The sequence below is a fragment of the Phocoenobacter uteri genome (assembly GCF_900454895.1).
Lineage (GTDB): Bacteria > Pseudomonadota > Gammaproteobacteria > Enterobacterales > Pasteurellaceae > Phocoenobacter > Phocoenobacter uteri.
Genome location: NZ_UGTA01000001.1, coordinates 1,666,603 through 1,685,353, shown reverse-complemented (window position 1 = coordinate 1,685,353; position 18,751 = coordinate 1,666,603). Strand labels below are relative to the sequence as shown.

24 protein-coding genes and 1 other RNA gene are annotated in these 18,751 nt (G+C 38.8%); 15 read left to right on the top strand and 10 right to left on the bottom strand.

The genetic code is table 11. The annotated features are described in order from the left end of the window. Positions 1 to 66 precede the first annotated feature (66 nt). From DYE60_RS07700 to DYE60_RS07665, 8 genes are all read right to left on the bottom strand, one after another. On the bottom strand, positions 67 to 750 hold the full coding sequence (locus DYE60_RS07700) for an electron transport complex subunit E (RefSeq protein ID WP_172460387.1): 684 nt from the start codon (positions 748 to 750) through the stop codon (positions 67 to 69). Between the two features lie 8 nt (positions 751 to 758). Then, positions 759 to 1,484 carry an electron transport complex subunit RsxG gene (gene rsxG / locus DYE60_RS07695; RefSeq protein WP_115316039.1) on the bottom strand — a complete coding sequence of 242 codons (726 nt, stop codon included), beginning with the start codon at positions 1,482 to 1,484 and terminating at the stop codon, positions 759 to 761. Then, positions 1,484 to 2,578: an electron transport complex subunit RsxD gene (gene rsxD, locus DYE60_RS07690; RefSeq protein ID WP_115316038.1), complete on the bottom strand. Its 1,095-nt coding sequence runs from the start codon at positions 2,576 to 2,578 to the stop codon at positions 1,484 to 1,486. The genes rsxG and rsxD overlap by 1 nt, the downstream gene beginning before the upstream one ends. Next, complete coding sequence (gene rsxC / locus DYE60_RS07685; protein ID WP_115316037.1) at positions 2,571 to 5,108, bottom strand: electron transport complex subunit RsxC; 2,538 nt, start codon at positions 5,106 to 5,108, stop codon at positions 2,571 to 2,573. Before rsxC ends, rsxD begins: the two co-directional genes overlap by 8 nt. Continuing rightward, complete coding sequence (rsxB, locus tag DYE60_RS07680; RefSeq protein ID WP_115316036.1) at positions 5,098 to 5,685, bottom strand: electron transport complex subunit RsxB; 588 nt, start codon at positions 5,683 to 5,685, stop codon at positions 5,098 to 5,100. Before rsxB ends, rsxC begins: the two co-directional genes overlap by 11 nt. After that, positions 5,685 to 6,263, bottom strand: coding sequence for an electron transport complex subunit RsxA (gene rsxA, locus DYE60_RS07675; RefSeq protein WP_115316035.1), 579 nt, complete (start codon positions 6,261 to 6,263; stop codon positions 5,685 to 5,687). Before rsxA ends, rsxB begins: the two co-directional genes overlap by 1 nt. A 240-nt stretch (positions 6,264 to 6,503) precedes the next feature. After that, positions 6,504 to 7,535, bottom strand: a complete 1,032-nt coding sequence (gene rsgA, locus DYE60_RS07670; protein WP_115316034.1) for a small ribosomal subunit biogenesis GTPase RsgA — start codon at positions 7,533 to 7,535, stop codon at positions 6,504 to 6,506. Between the two features lie 48 nt (positions 7,536 to 7,583). Next, positions 7,584 to 8,267: a YggS family pyridoxal phosphate-dependent enzyme gene (locus tag DYE60_RS07665; protein ID WP_115316033.1), complete on the bottom strand. Its 684-nt coding sequence runs from the start codon at positions 8,265 to 8,267 to the stop codon at positions 7,584 to 7,586. Between the two features lie 71 nt (positions 8,268 to 8,338). On the opposite strand from DYE60_RS07665, the gene DYE60_RS07660 reads away from it, so the two are divergent. Next, positions 8,339 to 8,878, top strand: a complete 540-nt coding sequence (locus DYE60_RS07660; protein ID WP_115316032.1) for a KdsC family phosphatase — start codon at positions 8,339 to 8,341, stop codon at positions 8,876 to 8,878. A gap of 47 nt (positions 8,879 to 8,925) precedes the next feature. Here the strand turns inward: DYE60_RS07660 and deoR are convergent, their stop codons facing one another. Next, a complete protein-coding gene (gene deoR, locus DYE60_RS07655) occupies positions 8,926 to 9,675 on the bottom strand; it encodes a DNA-binding transcriptional repressor DeoR (protein ID WP_172460386.1) in 750 nt (249 codons plus the stop codon). A 197-nt stretch (positions 9,676 to 9,872) separates the two neighbouring features. Between deoR and uhpC the strand changes: the two genes are divergently transcribed. The 14 genes from uhpC to DYE60_RS07585 all read left to right on the top strand — a co-directional run bounded on the left by uhpC (position 9,873) and on the right by DYE60_RS07585 (position 17,728). Next, a complete protein-coding gene (gene uhpC, locus DYE60_RS07650) occupies positions 9,873 to 11,201 on the top strand; it encodes an MFS transporter family glucose-6-phosphate receptor UhpC (protein ID WP_115316030.1) in 1,329 nt (442 codons plus the stop codon). 100 nt (positions 11,202 to 11,301) lie between these two features. Beyond that, positions 11,302 to 11,772: a YaiI/YqxD family protein gene (locus DYE60_RS07645; protein ID WP_115316029.1), complete on the top strand. Its 471-nt coding sequence runs from the start codon at positions 11,302 to 11,304 to the stop codon at positions 11,770 to 11,772. A 251-nt stretch (positions 11,773 to 12,023) separates the two neighbouring features. Next, complete coding sequence (gene rpsJ / locus DYE60_RS07640; RefSeq protein ID WP_001181005.1) at positions 12,024 to 12,335, top strand: 30S ribosomal protein S10; 312 nt, start codon at positions 12,024 to 12,026, stop codon at positions 12,333 to 12,335. Positions 12,336 to 12,361: 26 nt separating this feature from the next. Continuing rightward, complete coding sequence (rplC, locus tag DYE60_RS07635) at positions 12,362 to 12,994, top strand: 50S ribosomal protein L3 (protein ID WP_115316028.1); 633 nt, start codon at positions 12,362 to 12,364, stop codon at positions 12,992 to 12,994. Between the two features lie 15 nt (positions 12,995 to 13,009). Beyond that, positions 13,010 to 13,615 carry a 50S ribosomal protein L4 gene (rplD, locus tag DYE60_RS07630; RefSeq protein ID WP_115316027.1) on the top strand — a complete coding sequence of 202 codons (606 nt, stop codon included), beginning with the start codon at positions 13,010 to 13,012 and terminating at the stop codon, positions 13,613 to 13,615. Next, on the top strand, positions 13,615 to 13,914 hold the full coding sequence (gene rplW, locus DYE60_RS07625; protein WP_172460413.1) for a 50S ribosomal protein L23: 300 nt from the start codon (positions 13,615 to 13,617) through the stop codon (positions 13,912 to 13,914). Before rplD ends, rplW begins: the two co-directional genes overlap by 1 nt. A gap of 20 nt (positions 13,915 to 13,934) precedes the next feature. Further along, the gene (gene rplB, locus DYE60_RS07620) at positions 13,935 to 14,756 is read left to right on the top strand and encodes a 50S ribosomal protein L2 (RefSeq protein ID WP_115316025.1); all 822 of its coding nucleotides are present in this window, start codon (positions 13,935 to 13,937) and stop codon (positions 14,754 to 14,756) included. A 31-nt stretch (positions 14,757 to 14,787) separates the two neighbouring features. Then, positions 14,788 to 15,063: a 30S ribosomal protein S19 gene (gene rpsS / locus DYE60_RS07615; RefSeq protein WP_115316024.1), complete on the top strand. Its 276-nt coding sequence runs from the start codon at positions 14,788 to 14,790 to the stop codon at positions 15,061 to 15,063. Positions 15,064 to 15,073: 10 nt separating this feature from the next. Next, the gene (gene rplV / locus DYE60_RS07610; protein WP_115316023.1) at positions 15,074 to 15,406 is read left to right on the top strand and encodes a 50S ribosomal protein L22; all 333 of its coding nucleotides are present in this window, start codon (positions 15,074 to 15,076) and stop codon (positions 15,404 to 15,406) included. Positions 15,407 to 15,423: 17 nt separating this feature from the next. Next, positions 15,424 to 16,131 (top strand): 30S ribosomal protein S3, encoded by a 708-nt coding sequence (gene rpsC, locus DYE60_RS07605; RefSeq protein ID WP_115316022.1) that lies wholly within the window; start codon positions 15,424 to 15,426, stop codon positions 16,129 to 16,131. A 12-nt stretch (positions 16,132 to 16,143) separates the two neighbouring features. Next, positions 16,144 to 16,554 (top strand): 50S ribosomal protein L16, encoded by a 411-nt coding sequence (gene rplP / locus DYE60_RS07600; protein WP_115316021.1) that lies wholly within the window; start codon positions 16,144 to 16,146, stop codon positions 16,552 to 16,554. Next, positions 16,554 to 16,745 carry a 50S ribosomal protein L29 gene (gene rpmC, locus DYE60_RS07595; protein ID WP_115316020.1) on the top strand — a complete coding sequence of 64 codons (192 nt, stop codon included), beginning with the start codon at positions 16,554 to 16,556 and terminating at the stop codon, positions 16,743 to 16,745. Before rplP ends, rpmC begins: the two co-directional genes overlap by 1 nt. Further along, positions 16,745 to 17,005, top strand: coding sequence for a 30S ribosomal protein S17 (gene rpsQ / locus DYE60_RS07590; protein WP_115316019.1), 261 nt, complete (start codon positions 16,745 to 16,747; stop codon positions 17,003 to 17,005). Before rpmC ends, rpsQ begins: the two co-directional genes overlap by 1 nt. Before the next feature lie 339 nt (positions 17,006 to 17,344). Next, the gene (locus DYE60_RS07585) at positions 17,345 to 17,728 is read left to right on the top strand and encodes a hypothetical protein (RefSeq protein WP_115316018.1); all 384 of its coding nucleotides are present in this window, start codon (positions 17,345 to 17,347) and stop codon (positions 17,726 to 17,728) included. A gap of 531 nt (positions 17,729 to 18,259) precedes the next feature. Here DYE60_RS07585 and ssrA read toward each other — a convergent pair. Continuing rightward, positions 18,260 to 18,626: a transfer-messenger RNA gene (gene ssrA, locus DYE60_RS07580) on the bottom strand. Positions 18,627 to 18,751 lie beyond the last annotated feature (125 nt).

Genomic DNA, 18,751 nt, shown 5'->3' with positions numbered 1-18,751 from the left:
GAAGTTGATCGAGATGATCAACTTCTTTTTTTATTGAAATAATTTTTGTAAAAAAGGCTCAAAATATTACCGCTTGTTGTCCCAACAGTTTTTTAATGCGAGTAAAATTCCTAGCCCAATAAATGCACCCGGTGGCAAAATGGTGAGCAGTAAGCCATTTTCAAGATGTAGTACATCAATGCGTAGTACCGCAGCCCAGTCACCTAATAATAATTCAATGCCATCAAAAAGCGTCCCTTTTCCGATTAGCTCTCGCATAGCCCCTAAAATAACCAAGACTAAGGTCATTCCTAATCCCATTGAAAAACCATCAAAGGCGGAATTGATGACAGAGTTTTTAGAAGCATAGGCTTCAGCGCGTCCAATCACAATGCAGTTGGTCACAATCAACGGAATAAAAATCCCGAGCGATTGATAGAGCGGATAGGTAAAAGCATTCATCAATAATTGAATCGCAGTTACCATTGACGCGATAATCATCACGTAAATCGGAATACGAATATCGTGTGGTGTGATGTTTCTCAATAATGAAACGAGTATATTTGTACACATCAACACGATTAAAGTTGCAATGCCAAGCCCCAGAGCATTAGTGACACTATTGGATACAGCTAACAGTGGGCAGAGTCCAAGTAGTTGCACTAATACGCCATTATTTTTCCACACGCCTTCACTAAATAAGGTTTTCCATTCAGAAGGCTGTTGAGGACTTTCTTCAATTTGTTTAATGGGAATTTGATTATTTGTCATTATTTTTCCTAATTACAATCTGGAAATGTTTTGAGCAATTTTGGTTGTGAAATAACGGTCGTGATAAACCATTTTGCACTTTCACGCACATTATTTACGACTGCTCTTGGCGTAACTGTTGCCCCTGTGAATTGGTCAAATGTACCGCCGTCTTTTTTTACATACCATTGTTTTTCATTATTTTCTAATAGATAAGCACTTGTCGTTGCTCCGGAATATTGGTCAAACTTTCCATTGTATCTATTCTTACTAATATGGTTTAGACTCAATTTTTTACCATTGAAAGAAAGAATCCAGTCGGAGATTCGTAGCTCAATTTTATCGCCTAATCCTGGTGTTTCATTATGCTCCAATACACGTACGCCTAATACTTGCAAACTCTTTTCTAAGCGATCTAATTTAAACCCTTCAAGCAACACAATATCGCCAGAATAACCATTTGGTGCGGTGCTTTGAATCACATAAGCGGTGATTCTTTTTCTTTTTCTTGCGATGTACATTTTATTCAGAAAAGGATATTCAGGTAAATTTATAATTTTGCAGGTTGCTAAAATATCATTATCTGCCATATCTTTTGGGATCACTTCATTGATAAATTTTTGTTGTTGCTGTGCAAGCACATTATCAATTTTGTCTTTGGTAAACCAATAGACGCCCATAGATAGACTCGTACAGCAAAATGCCACAAGGGCTAAAATCCCAGCATAACGGATTGAAATTTTCGAGGGTCTCATTATTTTTGTCTTCTCCCTAATTTTGTTCCATATAAACGAGGTTGAGTATATTGATCAATCAATGGTACACAAATATTCGCTAACAATACTGAAAAGGCAATGGCATCAGGATAGCTACCATAATAACGAATTAAATATTCCAATAGCCCAATTAAGCCACCAAAAATCAGCTTGCCTTTTGGTGTGGTTGAGGCGGTAACAGGATCCGTTGCAATAAAGAACGCCCCATACATCATTGCCCCACTGAATAATTGTGCTTCAAAACTTAAATGTGGCGTTGAGCTAAATAGCTGTGTTAAAACAGCACACAGCATAAAAACACTCAAAATTGCCACTGGAATTTGCCAGTGAATAATGCGTTTATACAGCAGCACCAAGCCACCAAGTAAAAACGCCACATTTACTTGCCACCACCCTTGTGCAAAATCGCTATCTTGCATAAAAATCGGCGAACGAATCAAGCTATGGTAAGCAACATCAGCATTGCAATTTACAGAGCAAAATCCAGCATAAAAGGTTTTTGCACTATCTAAGGGGGTGGCTTGAGAAATCCCGTCAATATTATTGATTAACTGATACAAATCAACACCTTGTGTCATTTTTCCTGTAAAAATTAACCAAATGCTATCAAAGAAGCTCAATGAATGTTCAAATAATTCTGCTGGCACACTCCAAGCTGTCATCTGAGCAGGAAAAGAGACGAGTAACAACGCATAGCCCACCATCGCAGGATTAAAAATATTTTGCCCCAATCCGCCATAACAATGTTTAGCCAACAAAAGTGATGTGAGGGTACCAATCACAATAATCCAATAAGGGGCATAAGGCGGAATGGCGATAGCCAACATCATCGCTGTGACCAAGCCTGTTAAATCCGCTAAATAATACGTGAGCGACTTATGGCGTAATTTTGCCATCATAACCTCAACCACAGCAGCTAAACTTAATGCAATCGCGGTTTGAATCAGCACACCATAGCCAAAATAGTAATATTGCACCGCCACCGCAGGCACCATTGCCCCCATTACCCACAGCATAAATTTAGCCGTGAGATTACTTGAATGAACGTGTGGGGAAGTTGCCATTTTAAACATTATTATTTTCCTTCTGTTGTGCTTCTTTTTTTGCTTTGGCTCGTGCGATCGCTTGTGCCACCGCTAATTTACGCGGATCAGTTTCAGCTTGAGAATTTTCTATTTTTGCAAATTCTTGATCAGAATTCACCGCTTGTTGCTGAGCCTCTTTTTTCGCTTTGGCTCGTGCGATCGCTTGTGCCACAGCTAATTTACGCGGATCAGTCTCAGCTTGTGAATTTTCATTTTTTGCAAATTCTTGATCAGAATTAACCGCTTGTTGCTGAGCCTCTTTTTTCGCTTTGGCTCGTGCAATCGCTTGTGCCACAGCTAATTTACGCGGATCAGTTTCAGCTTGAGAATTTTCATTTTTTGTAAATTCTTGATCAAAAGTGACCGCTTGTTGCTGAGCCTCTTTCTTTGCTTTGGCTCGTGCGATTGCTTGTGCGACGGCTAATTTTCGCGGTTCAGTCTCAGTTTGAGAACTTTCGGTTTTTGCAAATTCTTGATCAGAATTCACCGCTTGTTGCTGACTCTCTTTTTTCGCCTTGGCTCGTGCGATTGCTTGTGCCACCGCTAATTTACGCGGATCGGTTTCGACCTGAGAATTTTCATTTTTTGCAAATTCTTGATCAGAATTCACCGCTTGTTGCTGACTCTCTTTTTTCGCCTTGGCTCGTGCGATTGCTTGTGCCACTGCTAATTTACGCGGATCCGTTTCAGCCTGAGAATTTTCGGTTTTTGCAAATTCTTGATCAAAAGTGGCCGCTTGTTGCTGAGCCTCTTTCTTCGCTTTGGCTCGTGCCAATGCTTGTGCGACAGCTAATTTACGAGGATCCGTTTCAGTCTGAGAATTTTCTGTTTTTGTAAATTCTTGATTAAAAGTGACCGCTTGTTGCTCTTTTTCTTGCTGTTTAGCTAAGCGTCGAGCTTTGCGTTGTGCCATCAATTCACTGTTATCAGGTTCGCCTGAAATCGTGGTTTTGATCGCCTTAATTTCAACTTTTTGATGTTGTTCTTTTTTCGCTTTTAAGCGTGCAAGAGCAGCGGCAACAGGATCTTCGCCTTGCTGGGTCGCAATGGTTTCTCGGCGTTTATCTGCCGCCTCTTGAATACGTTTTTCTCGTTCTTCTTTCTCTTTTTGTAAGCGTGCTTCACGGGCTTCAAAACGCTGTTTTGCCTCGATAGCTTTTTGTTCTTTACGCTCAATTTCGGCAATTTCTGCTTTTTCATCACGGAAATATTGCACCAATGGAATGTTACTTGGACACACAAAAGCACACACGCCACATTCAATACAAGCGTCCAAATTGTAAGCTTTGGCTTTTTCGTGGTCTTTGGCACGAGAATACCAGTAAAGCTGTTGTGGCAATAAACCAATTGGGCAAGCGTCGGAGCAACTTGAACAACGGATACAGTTTCGCTCTAATTCTTCATCGCTGTATTCATCTACATTTGGGGCGATAATACAGTTTACGGTTTTGGTTACTGGCACTTGTAAGGTTGGTACACTGAAGCCCATTAACGGTCCACCGATTAACACGGGGAAGCATTTGCTTTCTTCAAATTGTACCTGTTCTAGCAAATGATTTAATGGCGTACCTAATCTTGCCCATACGTTGCCTTTTTGCCCAATGCGATTACCCGTTAGGGTTACGACTCGCTCAATCAAGGCTTCATCATCAATCACGGCACGTTTTACCGCATAAGCCGTTCCCACATTGTGCATTACGATCCCCATTTCAATGGTTCGCTTGCCCTGTGGAATTTCAAGCCCTGTTAAGATTTGTACTAATTGATCCGACGCACCTGATGGATATTTTGTCGGTATCACGCGTAACTGAATATTTTTGGTATTTTTTAATGCAAATTTGACCGCTTGAATGGCGTTCGGTTTGTTGTCTTCAATCGCAATGACCACTTCTTTAGGCTGTAAAACGTGTTGCAGAATTTCAATCCCTTGCATTAACTCGGCGGTGTAATCCTGCATTAAACGGTCATCGCAAGTGATATAAGGCTCGCATTCCGCCCCGTTGATTATCAGTAGCTCACAACGATTGGTCGCATAATTTAATTTTGATGAGGTAGAAAATACCGCACCGCCTAAGCCCGCCACGCCTTTTTGGTAAATTTTCTCAATAATCGCACCGCTATCATATTGAGTATAATCTGCGATTGGATTGCGTTTTGCCCATTCATCTTTGCCGTCCGCTTTGATAACAATGGTCAATTCAGGTAACGCTTTCGCATTGGTTGAGATATGCTCGCCGATAGCCATTACACGCCCAGATGTTGGCGAATGCACTGGTAATTGGCGGAAATTATTGCCTTTGGTTAAGGGTTGTCCTTTTAAAACCTGATCGCCTTCTTTGACGATAATATCCCCTGCTGAGCCGGAATGTTGCACGACTGGCACATAAAAATAATCAGGCAGAGCAAGGTGTCTAATCGGGGTTTGATTAGATTGTGATTTCATTTCAGGGGGATGAATTCCACCCGGAAAGTCCCATAATTTATTCTGACGGATACGCTCAATCGCACTATTTTTCATTGTGGAACTCCGTCGGATTATCTGAAATGTTGATGATTGGGATTATTAAATTTTCATCAAATTTTCGTGGTTTATTTTTAATCGCTTGTTTAGATTTTATCATTTTAATACAATCGGTCGGGCAAGGGGCGACGCACAGCTCACAGCCCGTGCATAAATCAGGAATAATGGTGTGCATTGCTTTATTTGTGCCAATAATCGCGTCCACAGGGCAAGCCTGAATACACTTGGTGCAACCAATACACATATTTTCATCAATAAAAGCCACCATTTCTTCTGGGGCAGCTTCGCCGTCCATTTCTGGCGGTTCAACTCCCATTAAATCGGCAATTTTGATGATTAAAGGCTGTCCACCGGGTACACATTTTGTGATGTCATCGCCATTTGCGACTGCCTCAGCATAAGGTTTACACCCCGGATAGCCACATTGTCCGCACTGACTTTGTGGCAGAATGGTATCAATTTTTTCAACAATAGGATCGGCTTCAACTTTTAATTTGATTGACGCATAGCCAAGCATTGCCCCTACAATCAGGGCAATCATCGTTAAAATAATAATTACGCTATAAGTTGTCATCAGATTCTAACCAATCCAGTAAAGCCCATAAAGGCGAGAGACATTAACCCTGCGGTAATCAAGGCAATAGACGCACCTTGAAACACTTTCGGCACGTCCGCATTGGCTAAACGTTCACGCAATGCAGCGAATAAGACTAATACCAATGAGAAACCTAAGGCAGCACCAAAACCATATAACACGGATTCCACTAGGTTGTGGGCAAGATTAACATTTAACAATGCCACACCCAACACCGCACAGTTTGTGGTAATTAAGGGTAAGTAAATGCCCAATAAACGATAAAGCGTTGGGCTAGTTTTATGCACAATCATTTCCGTTAATTGCACGATAACCGCAATAATTAGAATAAAGGCAAGGGTACGCAAAAATTGGGCGTTTAAAGGGGCAAGAATGTAGCTATCAATTAAATACGCAGAAAGCGAGGCAACCGTTAGCACAAAGGTTGTCGCAAACCCCATACCAATCGCTGTTTCCACTTTTTTAGACACGCCCATAAAAGGACAAAGCCCTAAAAACTTAACCAGTACAAAGTTGTTGATCAACGCCGTACTGATTATCAATAAAATATAATCCACTTTATTCCCACAATAATTTTAAAAAATGTTGATCATTATCGCATTTTTTGAGCTGTAGGGGTAGATGTTATCGGCGGTTTTCGTTTTTATAAATTGTACGTTTATTGTATTAAAAATATGAGACAGTTTTTTATACTTGGATTGAATAGCGTTGTGTTTTGTGATGATAAGATGAGAAACAATGACAGCGAGCTGATAATTTAGCTATTCAGTGATAGTAGAATAGCTAAATTAAAAAAATTATATTTTAAAGAAGCGTTGCCCTTTCACTTCTTTGCTACTTTCAATTAAACGGTGATAGTTTTCAAAGCGAGTGCGGTCGATTTTGCCTTCTTCCATCGCTTCTCGAATGGCACAGCTTGGATCGGTGTTGTGTTTGCAATCACGGAATTTACAAAGCCCTAACACAGATTGAAATTCGATATAGCCTTGTGTGATTTGTTCGGTTTCTAAATGCCATAAACCAAATTCACGAATTCCCGGCGAGTCAATCAGCTTGCCCCCTTGTGGTAAACGGTATAAGCACGATGAGGTGGTGGTGTGTTGTCCTAGCCCTGAGTTACTGCTCACTTCATTTGTGACCGCTTGGGTTTCAGGTAAGATTTGGTTAATGAGGCTTGATTTCCCTACCCCTGATTGCCCTACAAAAATTGATGTACCCTGTGATAAATAATCGTCTAATTGTGCCATTCCTTCTCCAGTTTGAGCAGATAAGCAGAGGGTGTTGTAACCAATTTTTCGGTAAATATCGAGCTGTTTTTCCACCTCTTGGCGTGCGTTATCATCTAATAAATCAATTTTATTTAGGACGATTAACGCGGGAATTCTGGCATTTTCACAAATCACTAAATAGCGGTCGATAATGTTTAATGAAAGCTCGGGCAAGACCGCAGACACAATAATAATTTGATCGATATTGGCTGCCATTACTTTAATACCGTCATAATAGTCAGGGCGAGAAAGTTCGTTGGTGCGTGGATAAATTGCTTCAATCACACCACTAATACCTTGCAACTGTTCACTGCCTTTTCGCCACGAGACTTTATCGCCCACTACCACAGATTTTAAAGTGCGACGTAAATTACAGCGGAAAATTTCGCCATTTTCAGTTTCTACATCTGCGTGTTTCGCGTGGCGTGCGACAATTAAGCCATTTTCGGTTTCACCGAGCATTTCATCTTGCCATTCCAACTCTTTCTTGTGGATCTTTTTATGATGATTAGACTGAATACGGCGTTTTTGATTTTGTGTAAGTTTGCGTTGTTTAGCCAAAAGGAATACCTGATAAATAATAAATTTTGTTAGATTATAACCTAAGTGTTAATTTCTTGCCCCAAAAATTGCACTTCCAATGCGTACCATTGTTGAACCACATTCAATCGCACTTTGCATATCGCCACTCATTCCCATTGAAAGGGTGTCAATATCTGGGTATTTCTGCTGTAACATGTCAAATAGGGCTTTCATTTGGGCTAATGCGATTTTTTGTTTCTCTAGCTCTGTTTCTGATTTTGGGATTGCCATCAAACCACGCAATTTTAAACGAGGTAATTGCATAATTTCATCGGCAAGAGCAAGCATTTCACTTGGCTCAATTCCTGATTTTGAGTCTTCATCACTAATGTTAATTTGGATTAACACATTCAATGGTGCAAGTTGTTCTGGACGTTGTTCATTTAGGCGAGTCGCCACTTTTAAACGATCAAGGGTTTGTACCCAATCAAAATTTTCAGCTACTAAGCGGGTCTTTTTCGATTGCAATGTGCCGATAAAATGCCATTCAAGATCCTTGTTATTTTGAAAATAAGCAATTTTTTCTACGCCTTCTTGCACATAATTTTCCCCAAAAGCACGCTGTCCGCACGCAATGGCTTGCTCAATGTCCGTAACAGGTTTTGTTTTGGTTACGGCAAGTAGTTTTACTTCGTGATCCAAGCGGTCATATTTTTGTGAAAATTTACAAATTTGCTGTTTAATGCTCGTTAAATTTTGTTCGATAGACATATTTACTCCTAAAATAAGCTATAATCTTGACCATATTAAAATGCAATATTATTTAAATCAATAGAGAAAAGATGAAAGAATTAGCAAAAATTAAATTAGTGATTACCGATGTCGATGGTGTCTTAACAGACGGCGGACTTTATTACAGTGCAGAAGGTGAGGTTTTAAAAAAATTCCACGTGCAAGACGGGTTAGGCATAAAAATGTTATTAACTACAGGCACGAAGGTCGCGGTACTGTCAGGTGGCGATTCGCCATTATTACGTAAACGCATTGATGTATTAAAAATACCTTATTTTTTGTTAGGAAAAATGGAAAAACGCACCGCGTGTTTACAACTTATTGAGCAAGCAGGCGTCACTCCAGAAGAAACCGCTTATATTGGTGATGATACCCTAGATTTACCTGCCTTCGAGATTTGTGGCTTGGCGGTTGCCGTAGCTGATGCACCTGATTATATTAAAAAACAAGCGGATTTAATTCTTAAAAAAGCGGGTGGGCAAGGTGCGTTTCGTGAGCTGTCTGATATGTTGTTACTTTCACAGGGTAAGGAAGATGTTTATAGTACCGCAGATGGTTTTATGAAAGTGGTCGATCAAATGGCACAATAACGGATAAAGCAACAAGCAGTTTATCGCATAAAACTGCTTGTTGTGAGTTACAGAAGTACATCAATGTCTGTGGTATCAAACGTTTCAGGAAGAGGTTGATCAGTAATGATTTGATCGAAACTATTTAATGGGCAAATATAAGCCTGATGCGTTTTTTCTATTTTGGAATGTTCAAAAACTAAAATACTTTTTTCTGTTTTATTCATTGCTTTGCGTTTGGTTTGCACTTCATCAAAATAACAACAGGTTATTCCTTTTGATTGACTTACACCCGCTGTGGAAATAAAAGCTTTTGTGGTACAAATATTGTCTAGTTCATTGGATAAACTAATAGGACTTAATGCGTTGTTATGACGAGAGTAACTTCCCCCACATAAAATCAGTTCACAGTAAGGATATTCTTGTAAAATTAAAAATGTATTTATTGAGCAACAAATAGCCGTAAATTTTAGTGAGCGAGGAATTTGAGAGGCAATAAAAGGAATTGTAGAACCCGTATCAAAGAAAACCACATCATTTTCTACAATTTGAGATGCGGCCAATTTGCCCACATACATTTTTTCCGCAATATTCTTGGTTTCTTGTTCTAAGATAACATAGTTATTTTGATGATTGTTCTGAGGGGATTTAACAATATATCCCCCTAACAGGGTTACGGAACTTGAATCAGTACTCAAATCTCGTCGAATTGTCATTTCTGAAACATTTAAGATTTCAGCCGCATCACGTAAATGGATTTTATCCATTTTTTTTAGTAAGAAATTAAGTTGCTGAATTCGAGAATTTACTTTACTCATTATATAAACCTTAATACTTTATACACTAAAATCATTATCTTATAAATTGCGAAAAATTGAAAATAGAAATCGGTTGCTTAGCTTGTTTTTGTGAAATAAATGATCAGAAATGTGATAAGAATCACATTTTTAAAGGTGATTATCTTTTATACTTGAAGAGGTTAATTTAATCACGCAATAAATTTAAGGAGAAATCTATGGCTATTTTTAGAGAAGATCCAGATTTGCCTGTAACAAAATCACAGGAAGAAATCGATCAAACTTATCGCTTCTACCGTTTACAGTTAATGATAGTGAGCTATATTGGTTATGCTGTTTTCTATTTTACTCGCAAAGGATTCAACTTTGTTATGCCTGCAATGCTAACGGATTTAGGGTTAGAAAAAGCAGATATTGGTATGATGGGAACGGTATTTTATCTTACCTATGGTGCGTCTAAATTCCTGTCTGGTGTTATTGGTGATCGCTCAAATCCTCGCTATTTTATGGGAATTGGGTTGATGATTACAGGGGTTGTAAATATCCTATTTGGATTGAGTTCCTCTGTCTTTATGTTTATTACTCTATGGATGATCAATGCGTTCTTCCAAGGCTGGGGCTGGCCACCTTGTGCGAAGATTTTAAATACGTGGTATTCTCGTAATGAACGTGGTTTATGGTGGGCGATTTGGAATACGTCCCATAATCTGGGTGGTGCAATTATTCCACTTATTGCAGGTACGGTAACCCTTTATTGGGGCTGGCGTTATGGAATGATTATTCCGGGAATTATCGCGATTGTGGTTGGATTAGGATTGTGCGTGTTTTTGCGTGACCGTCCAAGATCAATGGGATTACCAACAGTGGGTGAATGGCGTGGCGATGAAGCAGAGAAAGAACACGAAAGTGAGGGTATTGGACTTTCTACGTGGGAAATTTTGAAAAGCTATGTCTTTAAAAATAAAATTATCTGGGCATTGGCATTATCTTATTGCTTAGTGTATATCGTACGCACAGGGATCAATGATTGGGGTAACCTTTACCTCATAGAAACGCGTGGTTATGATATTCTACAAGCCAATGCGAGTGTCTCTTTCTTTGAAGTTGGCGGATTTATTGGTGCGTTATTTGCTGGTTGGGGATCCGATAAATTCTTCAAAGGTAATAGAACCCAAATGAATATTATTTATGTAGTGGGCATTATTGCTGTTGCCTCTTCTATGTGGTTATTACCAACTCATAACGGTTATATCATGTCAGCCTTATTCTTCTTTATGGGCTTCTTTATTTTCGGACCACAATTCTTGATCGCAATGGCAGCTGCGGAAAACTCACACAAAAATGCAGCAGGTGCTTCAACGGGCTTTGTAAGTTTATTTGCGTATATTGGTGCTTCTATTGCTGGTTTGCCTCTTTCTTTAATTATTGAACACTTTAAATGGAATGGCTTTTTCGGGACATTATTTGTCATTTCAGTGGTGTGTGCGTCGTTATTAGTGCTGGTGTATATTTTACAGCGTAGCCGCAATAAACATTTAGCAAGTTAAATTAGTTTTAGTTAATAAATTTTATAGGATAGGTACTGTTTTAGGTATCTATCCTATTTTTTGTTAAGATATACGCGATTTTGAAAAGTAAGAGAAAATAATGAAAATTTATATAGATGCTGACGCTTGTCCAAAAACATTACGAGATTTTATTTGTAAATCGGTAATGCGAACCAAAACGACTGCAATATTTGTGAGTAATAGTTTTATCAATTTACCACGTTCACCTTTTATTACCATTAAAGTGGTTGAAAAGGGTTTTGATATTGCGGATAACTATATTGTGGAAGTGGTTGAAAAAAATGATTTAGCGATAACCAGTGATATTCCGCTAGCTAATGATCTGATTGACAAAGGCGTGGCGGTAATTAACTTTAAAGGAATAGAGTATAATAAGGATAATATTAAACAGAATTTAGGTATGCGAGATTTTATGGATATGATGCGGAGTACTGGTGTGCTTGAACCATCTCAAATGGGTAAACAAAAGCCTTTTTCTGATAGAGATAAGAAGATGTTTGCCGATACTTTTAATCGATTACATACTAAATTATTAAGATTAAATCCCTAATGGTTTATTATCAAATTGTTTATATTTAATACTTGCTTTTATTCTTAAAATGGCGTATTATTAGCAAACTTACTGAGTTAAGTCACTTGGTGTAATCATTTATCAAGTGTCATTACAGATTTTGTAATGAATAAAATGTTTCCGATTTGGAAACTACAAAAGGTTAATCGTGCTCCCTTGGACTATTTAAAATAATCCAAGTTGGTAGTTCGGTTTTTTATTAGCTAAATTTATAATGGAGCTCTGGTCTAATGCAGAACCAAAGAATCCGTATCCGCTTGAAAGCATTTGATCATCGTTTAATTGATCAATCAACAGCGGAGATCGTAGAAACGGCTAAACGTACTGGTGCACAAGTTCGTGGTCCAATTCCTTTACCAACTCGTAAAGAGCGTTTTACAGTATTGATTTCTCCTCACGTAAACAAAGATGCGCGTGACCAATATGAAATCCGTACTCACAAACGTTTGGTTGATATTGTTGAACCAACAGAAAAAACTGTTGATGCACTAATGCGTTTAGATCTAGCTGCTGGCGTTGATGTACAGATCAGTCTAGGTTAATTGGGAAATTTAAAGAGGTTATTACAATGATTGGTTTAATCGGTCGTAAAGTTGGTATGACTCGTATCTTCAATGAAGATGGCGTTTCAGTACCAGTTACAGTTATCGAAATCGAAGCCAACCGTGTTACTCAGGTTAAAACCCTTGAAACAGACGGCTACTGTGCAATTCAAGTTACAACTGGTACTAAAAAAGCTAGTCGTGTAACTAAGCCAGAAGCTGGTCATTTCGTAAAAGCAGGTGTTGAAGCTGGTCGCGGTTTATGGGAATTTCGTACTGAAGGTGAAACTCAAGAGTTCACTTTAGGTCAAGAAATCAAAGTGGACATCTTAAATGATGTTCAAAAAGTAGATGTTACTGGTACATCAAAAGGTAAAGGATTCGCTGGCGGTGTTAAACGCTGGAACTTCCGTACTCAAGATGCTACTCACGGTAACTCTTTATCACATCGTGTTCTTGGATCTATTGGTCAATGCCAAACTCCAGGTCGTGTGTTTAAAGGTAAAAAAATGGCTGGACACTTAGGTGCTGAACGTGTAACTGTTCAATCACTTGAAGTTGTTCGTGTTGATGCTGAACGTAACTTACTATTAGTAAAAGGGTCTGTTCCTGGTGCTATCAATGGTAATGTTATTGTTAAACCAGCTGTTAAAGCATAAGTCTAGGAGATAGAGATGGAATTAGTAACTAAAGATGCAGGAACTGCATTGACTGTTTCTGAAACTACCTTCGGACGTGAGTTTAACGAAGCGTTAGTTCATCAAGTAGTTGTTGCATATGCAGCAGGTGCTCGTCAAGGAACTCGCGCACAAAAAACTCGTGCTGAAGTGTCTGGTTCAGGTAAAAAACCTTGGCGTCAAAAGGGTACTGGTCGTGCTCGTGCAGGTAATGTTAAGTCGCCAATCTGGCGTTCTGGTGGCGTTACTTTCGCAGCTAAACCACAAGACCATAGCCAAAAAGTAAACAAAAAAATGTACCGTGGTGCAATCAAAAGCATTCTTTCTGAATTAGTTCGTCAAGAACGTTTAGTAGTTGTTGATAAATTTGATGTTGATGCGCCTAAAACAAAAGTTTTAGTACAAAAATTAAAAGAAATGGCATTAGATGATGCTTTAATCATCACAGCAGAAGTAAGCGAGAATTTATTCTTAGCTGCTCGTAACTTATATAAAGTTGACGTTCGTGATGCACAAGGTATCGATCCAGTAAGTTTAATTGCTTTTGAAAAAGTAGTTATCACTACTGATGCTGTTAAGCAAATTGAGGAGATGTTAGCATGATGCAAGAAGAACGTTTGCTAAAAGTGCTTAGAGCACCACATATCTCTGAAAAAGCGACAAACAACGCAGAAAAAGCGAACACAATCGTATTCAAAGTTGCATTAGATGCTAATAAAGTAGAAATTGCAAATGCGGTTGAACAACTTTTTGAAGTTAAAGTAGCTTCTGTAAGCACTTTGGTAGTTAAAGGTAAAACTAAACGCCGTGGTGTTAAAATGGGTCGTCGTAGTGACTGGAAAAAAGCTTATGTAACACTTGAAGAAGGCCAAGAATTGGACTTCGCAGGTAGTGCAGAGTAATAACGGAGGAATAAAATATTATGGCTATAGTAAAATGTAAGCCGACCTCCGCTGGTCGTCGTCACGTAGTTAAAATTGTTAACGCAGAGCTTCATAAGGGTAAACCTTATGCACCTCTTTTAGATACTAAATCTAAAACTGGTGGTCGTAACAATTTTGGTCGTATTACTACTCGTCACATCGGTGGTGGACATAAACAACACTATCGTATTATTGACTTTAAACGTAACAAACTTGATATCGTAGGTACAGTTGAGCGTTTAGAATACGATCCAAATCGTTCTGCGAATATCGCATTAGTACTTTATAAAGATGGTGAACGCCGTTATATCTTAGCACCAAAAGGTCTTTCTGCTGGTGATCAAGTTCAAGCAGGTGTTTCAGCGCCAATTAAAGCTGGTAATGCATTACCTATGCGTAATATCCCAGTAGGTACAACAGTTCATAACGTAGAATTAAAACCTGGTAAAGGTGGTCAAATTGCTCGTTCTGCTGGTGCTTACGTACAAATTATTGCTCGTGAAGGTAATTATGTAACTTTACGTCTTCGCTCAGGTGAAATGCGTAAAGTATTAGCTGAGTGTTCTGCGACTATCGGTGAAGTAGGTAACTCAGAGCATATGCTTCGCGTCCTTGGTAAAGCTGGTGCAAGCCGTTGGAGAGGTATTCGTCCAACAGTTCGTGGTACCGCAATGAACCCTGTTGATCACCCACACGGTGGTGGTGAAGGTCGTAACTTCGGTAAACACCCAGTTACTCCTTGGGGCGTTCAGACCAAAGGTAAGAAAACTCGTCACAACAAACGTACAGATAAATATATCGTACGTCGTCGTGGCAAGTAATATTTTTTTAAATTAAATAAAGAGGTAAGCCATGCCACGTTCTCTCAAGAAGGGTCCTTTCCTTGACCTACACTTGTTGAAGAAGGTAGAGAAGGCGGTGGAAAGCGGGGATAAAAAACCAATCAAAACTTGGTCCCGTCGTTCAATGATCATTCCACAAATGATCGGATTGACCATCGCAGTCCATAATGGTCGTCAGCATGTTCCTGTGTTTATTTCCGATGAAATGATCGGTCATAAACTAGGTGAATTTGCACCGACTCGTACATATCGCGGTCACGTCGCAGATAAGAAAGCTAAGAAATAAGAGGTAGAAGATGGAAACAATAGCAAAACATCGTTACGCTCGTACTTCTGCACAAAAAGCTCGCTTAGTTGCTGATTTAATTCGCGGTAAAAGCGTTGCACAAGCGTTAGAGATTTTAACTTACACTAATAAAAAAGCGTCAGATTTAGTGAAAAAAGTTTTAGAATCTGCTATTGCGAATGCAGAGCATAATGACGGTGCAGATGTAGACGATCTAAAAGTTGCGAAGATTTTTGTAGATGAAGGTCCTAGCATGAAACGTGTAATGCCACGTGCAAAAGGTCGTGCAGATCGTATTTTAAAACGTACTAGCCACATCACTGTGGTTGTGTCAGATCGTTAATCAGTAGGAGAATAGCAATGGGTCAAAAAGTACATCCAAATGGTATTCGCCTAGGCATTATTAAGCCTTGGAACTCTACTTGGTTCGCGAATACACAAGATTTCGCTGATAATTTAGAAGGCGATTTCAAAGTCCGTCAATTTTTAAACAAAGAGTTAGCAAATGCTTCAGTTTCACGCATCACTATTGAGCGTCCAGCTAAAAGCATTCGTGTAACTATTCACACAGCTCGTCCAGGTATCGTTATCGGTAAGAAAGGCGAAGATGTTGAAAAATTGAGAAACGCAGTTGCGAAAATCGCAGGTGTTCCAGCTCAAATCAATATCGCTGAAGTGAAAAAACCAGAGCTAGATGCAAAATTAGTTGCAGATGGCATTGCTTCTCAACTAGAACGTCGTGTAATGTTCCGTCGTGCGATGAAACGTGCGGTACAAAACGCAATGCGTTTAGGTGCTAAAGGTATCAAAGTTGAAGTAAGTGGTCGTTTAGGTGGTGCAGAAATCGCACGTTCAGAGTGGTATCGTGAAGGCCGTGTGCCTCTACATACACTTCGTGCAGATATCGATTACAACACTGCAGAAGCTCTCACAACATACGGTATTATCGGTGTTAAAGTGTGGATCTTTAAAGGTGAAGTTCTTGGTGGAATGGCTGCAGTGATGGAATCAGAAAAACAACCTGAAAAGCAGAAACCTCGCAAGGGTTCTCGCAAAGGTCGTAAATAAGGAGATCACTGAATGTTACAACCAAAACGCACAAAATTCCGTAAAGTTCACAAAGGTCGTAACCGTGGACTAGCGGCTGGTACTGATGTAAGCTTCGGTACTTATGGTTTAAAAGCAGTTGGCCGTGGTCGTTTAACAGCGCGTCAAATCGAGGCAGCACGTCGTGCAATGACTCGTGCGGTTAAACGTCAAGGTAAAATCTGGATTCGTGTATTCCCAGATAAACCAATTACTGAAAAACCATTAGAGGTCCGTATGGGTAAAGGTAAAGGTAACGTAGAGTACTGGGTAGCCTTAATCCAACCGGGTAAAGTATTATATGAAATGGATGGTGTTCCAGAAGAAGTTGCTCGTCACGCATTTGCGTTAGCGGCAGCTAAACTTCCAGTGAAAACCACATTTGTAACTAAGACGGTGATGTAATGAAAGCTCAAGAACTCCGTAGTAAAAGTGTTGAAGAGCTGAATGCTGAATTGGTTAACTTGTTAGGTGAGCAATTCAAGTTGCGTATGCAAGCAGCCACCGGTCAGCTTCAACAAACCCATCAGTTAAAGCAAGTACGTCGTAGTATTGCACAAGTAAAAACTGTATTGACTGAAAAGGCGGGTGAGTAATGACTGATAAAATTCGTACAGTACAAGGTAAAGTAGTTAGTGACAAAATGAATAAATCATTCACAGTTGCTATTGAACGTACCGTAAAACATCCATTATATGGTAAGTTTATGCGTCGTACTACAAAACTTCACGTACATGATGAAAACAACGAAGCAAAAGTTGGTGATTTAGTAGAAATTAAAGAGTGTCGTCCACTTTCTAAAACTAAATCTTGGACTTTAGTTCGTGTAGTAGAGAAAGCAGTTATTGTTGACTAATTTCTAACTACGAAGAATAAGAAGACCTAGCACTTGTGTTAGGTCTTTTTTTATTTTTGCAAAATCTTTAAAAAATCTGACCGCTTATGGTTTTTCACTTTCCTTTCTATTATTGTTTTTTTAAAATATTTTTATATGGCTTGGTATATTTACTATTCAATCCTAATTTATTTATAAAATAGCCGTTCTTTTCCTTCGATCATTTGCTTATTTTTTTTAATATTCGAACCATATTGTTAAAAAAGTGGCATAAATAAGTAAATCCAGATGATTAAATAAATTATTTGGTTTTTGGGGTATTTGATATAATGGAATGATGATAAGAATAAAGGGGCTTTTATGTTAGAGAGTACAACATCAAAAATAATAGCGGGTTTAGTTATTCACAAAATATTTTGCAAACCTGACAAGGAACTGGAAAAAAGAATAAAAGAGCGAGAAGAAAGAGAGCAAGCAGAATTAGATCGAGAATTTGAAAAAGTCAACAGAATTACAAAAAAATGTGAAGAACTACAAGCTAAGATGAAAACAACAGCTTCTTTAAGCCCTGCGGCGAGTCTTACACAGTCCCGCATTGATGAGATGAAAAGAACTGGAGAATTAAAAAGCACCCCATTAGCTGCAGATAATAAAAATAATGAAGAAGAGGGAACTTGGCAAGATGCACTGTTAGGGCTTTGCGTGCTTATCGGTATAATTTTATTTTTTGTTTGGCTCTTATAACTAGAAAACAAAAAGGCAGAATAAACCGCTCTATTACTTAATATTTAGGATTTCCTACATTCGTCTTCTTGTATGCTTTATTGTCTGTAATGTTTGACAAACAAGTGTGGCTCGAAATTTTTATAATAATGTAAATAAGTGCTTTTAATACTTTGCAAGCCGTGAGCAGTTAAAATGCTTTTGAAGTAGCTGTTATTGATATACTTAATCGTATCATTTACCGTTTAATTGATCATTGCTTTAGCTGGATTGATTGTACTAGAAAAAATGTATTCTCTATGCTTTATATAGTTTTTCATTTCTTTTAAAATCTCTAAGGCTTGAATTTTTTAACCACATACTGATAAATTCTTTCCACCGAGCTTGATGATTAAAAATAGGCTGTGGTCATCTGAAAATCTACATCCTTTTTCTAGGTGAAGACTCAATAAAAACGGATTATGATGAAACTATCTTAAATAGATAAAGCCTTGTTATAATTGGCTTTATGATACTTTTTGAAACGTTGGCGAACGTTGTGAAATGATTAAGTGGTGGAGCTGGGGGGAGTTGAACCCCCGTCCGAAATTCCTCTACCGTCAGTACTACATGTTTAGTCTAATCTTTAATTTAACTTACCCACTGCGGACAGACACGCGATAAATAAGCGAACTTGATTTAATTTAATGCTTCGATCCTCAAATGGCGGCTTCCACACGATCTTGTTTAGGTTTGACTCCTCTTGATCCCCGTCTTACAAGCTAAAGCTAGGGAGAGAAGGCTCTGAGCAGGTTATTAAGCTGCTAGTGCGTAGTTTTCGTCGTTTGCGACTATTGTTTTGCGGTTTGTTTACGAGGCCTACCGCACCTCGACATGCACTTTGGGCTTCGCTAATCCCGTCGAATCCTGAATCAGCCCCATTTCTTAGTAAATTGTTAGTAAAACTAAGAGGTTGAATTCTAACAGAAGCGGTGATATCTGTAAACTTTTTTGCAATTTTGTTTTCTATGGTAATATAAGGTTCTAATCGTAGATTAAGGAAAA

Bases quoted from the DNA above. Each gene is read 5' to 3' on its own strand.
- DYE60_RS07700 (WP_172460387.1), bottom strand. From the start codon at position 750: ATGACAAATAATCAAATTCCCATTAAACAAATTGAAGAAAGTCCTCAA.
- rsxB (WP_115316036.1), bottom strand. From the start codon at position 5,685: ATGACAACTTATAGCGTAATTATTATTTTAACGATGATTGCCCTGATT.
- rplC (WP_115316028.1), top strand. From the start codon at position 12,362: ATGATTGGTTTAATCGGTCGTAAAGTTGGTATGACTCGTATCTTCAAT.
- DYE60_RS07665 (WP_115316033.1), bottom strand. From the start codon at position 8,267: ATGTCTATCGAACAAAATTTAACGAGCATTAAACAGCAAATTTGTAAA.
- rsxD (WP_115316038.1), bottom strand. From the start codon at position 2,578: ATGTTTAAAATGGCAACTTCCCCACACGTTCATTCAAGTAATCTCACG.
- rpsC (WP_115316022.1), top strand. From the start codon at position 15,424: ATGGGTCAAAAAGTACATCCAAATGGTATTCGCCTAGGCATTATTAAG.
- DYE60_RS07645 (WP_115316029.1), top strand. From the start codon at position 11,302: ATGAAAATTTATATAGATGCTGACGCTTGTCCAAAAACATTACGAGAT.
- uhpC (WP_115316030.1), top strand. From the start codon at position 9,873: ATGGCTATTTTTAGAGAAGATCCAGATTTGCCTGTAACAAAATCACAG.
- DYE60_RS07660 (WP_115316032.1), top strand. From the start codon at position 8,339: ATGAAAGAATTAGCAAAAATTAAATTAGTGATTACCGATGTCGATGGT.
- rpsJ (WP_001181005.1), top strand. From the start codon at position 12,024: ATGCAGAACCAAAGAATCCGTATCCGCTTGAAAGCATTTGATCATCGT.
- rpmC (WP_115316020.1), top strand. From the start codon at position 16,554: ATGAAAGCTCAAGAACTCCGTAGTAAAAGTGTTGAAGAGCTGAATGCT.
- deoR (WP_172460386.1), bottom strand. From the start codon at position 9,675: ATGAGTAAAGTAAATTCTCGAATTCAGCAACTTAATTTCTTACTAAAA.
- DYE60_RS07585 (WP_115316018.1), top strand. From the start codon at position 17,345: ATGTTAGAGAGTACAACATCAAAAATAATAGCGGGTTTAGTTATTCAC.
- rplD (WP_115316027.1), top strand. From the start codon at position 13,010: ATGGAATTAGTAACTAAAGATGCAGGAACTGCATTGACTGTTTCTGAA.
- rplB (WP_115316025.1), top strand. From the start codon at position 13,935: ATGGCTATAGTAAAATGTAAGCCGACCTCCGCTGGTCGTCGTCACGTA.
- rplP (WP_115316021.1), top strand. From the start codon at position 16,144: ATGTTACAACCAAAACGCACAAAATTCCGTAAAGTTCACAAAGGTCGT.
- rplV (WP_115316023.1), top strand. From the start codon at position 15,074: ATGGAAACAATAGCAAAACATCGTTACGCTCGTACTTCTGCACAAAAA.
- rpsS (WP_115316024.1), top strand. From the start codon at position 14,788: ATGCCACGTTCTCTCAAGAAGGGTCCTTTCCTTGACCTACACTTGTTG.
- rsxG (WP_115316039.1), bottom strand. From the start codon at position 1,484: ATGAGACCCTCGAAAATTTCAATCCGTTATGCTGGGATTTTAGCCCTT.
- rsxC (WP_115316037.1), bottom strand. From the start codon at position 5,108: ATGAAAAATAGTGCGATTGAGCGTATCCGTCAGAATAAATTATGGGAC.
- rpsQ (WP_115316019.1), top strand. From the start codon at position 16,745: ATGACTGATAAAATTCGTACAGTACAAGGTAAAGTAGTTAGTGACAAA.
- rplW (WP_172460413.1), top strand. From the start codon at position 13,615: ATGCAAGAAGAACGTTTGCTAAAAGTGCTTAGAGCACCACATATCTCT.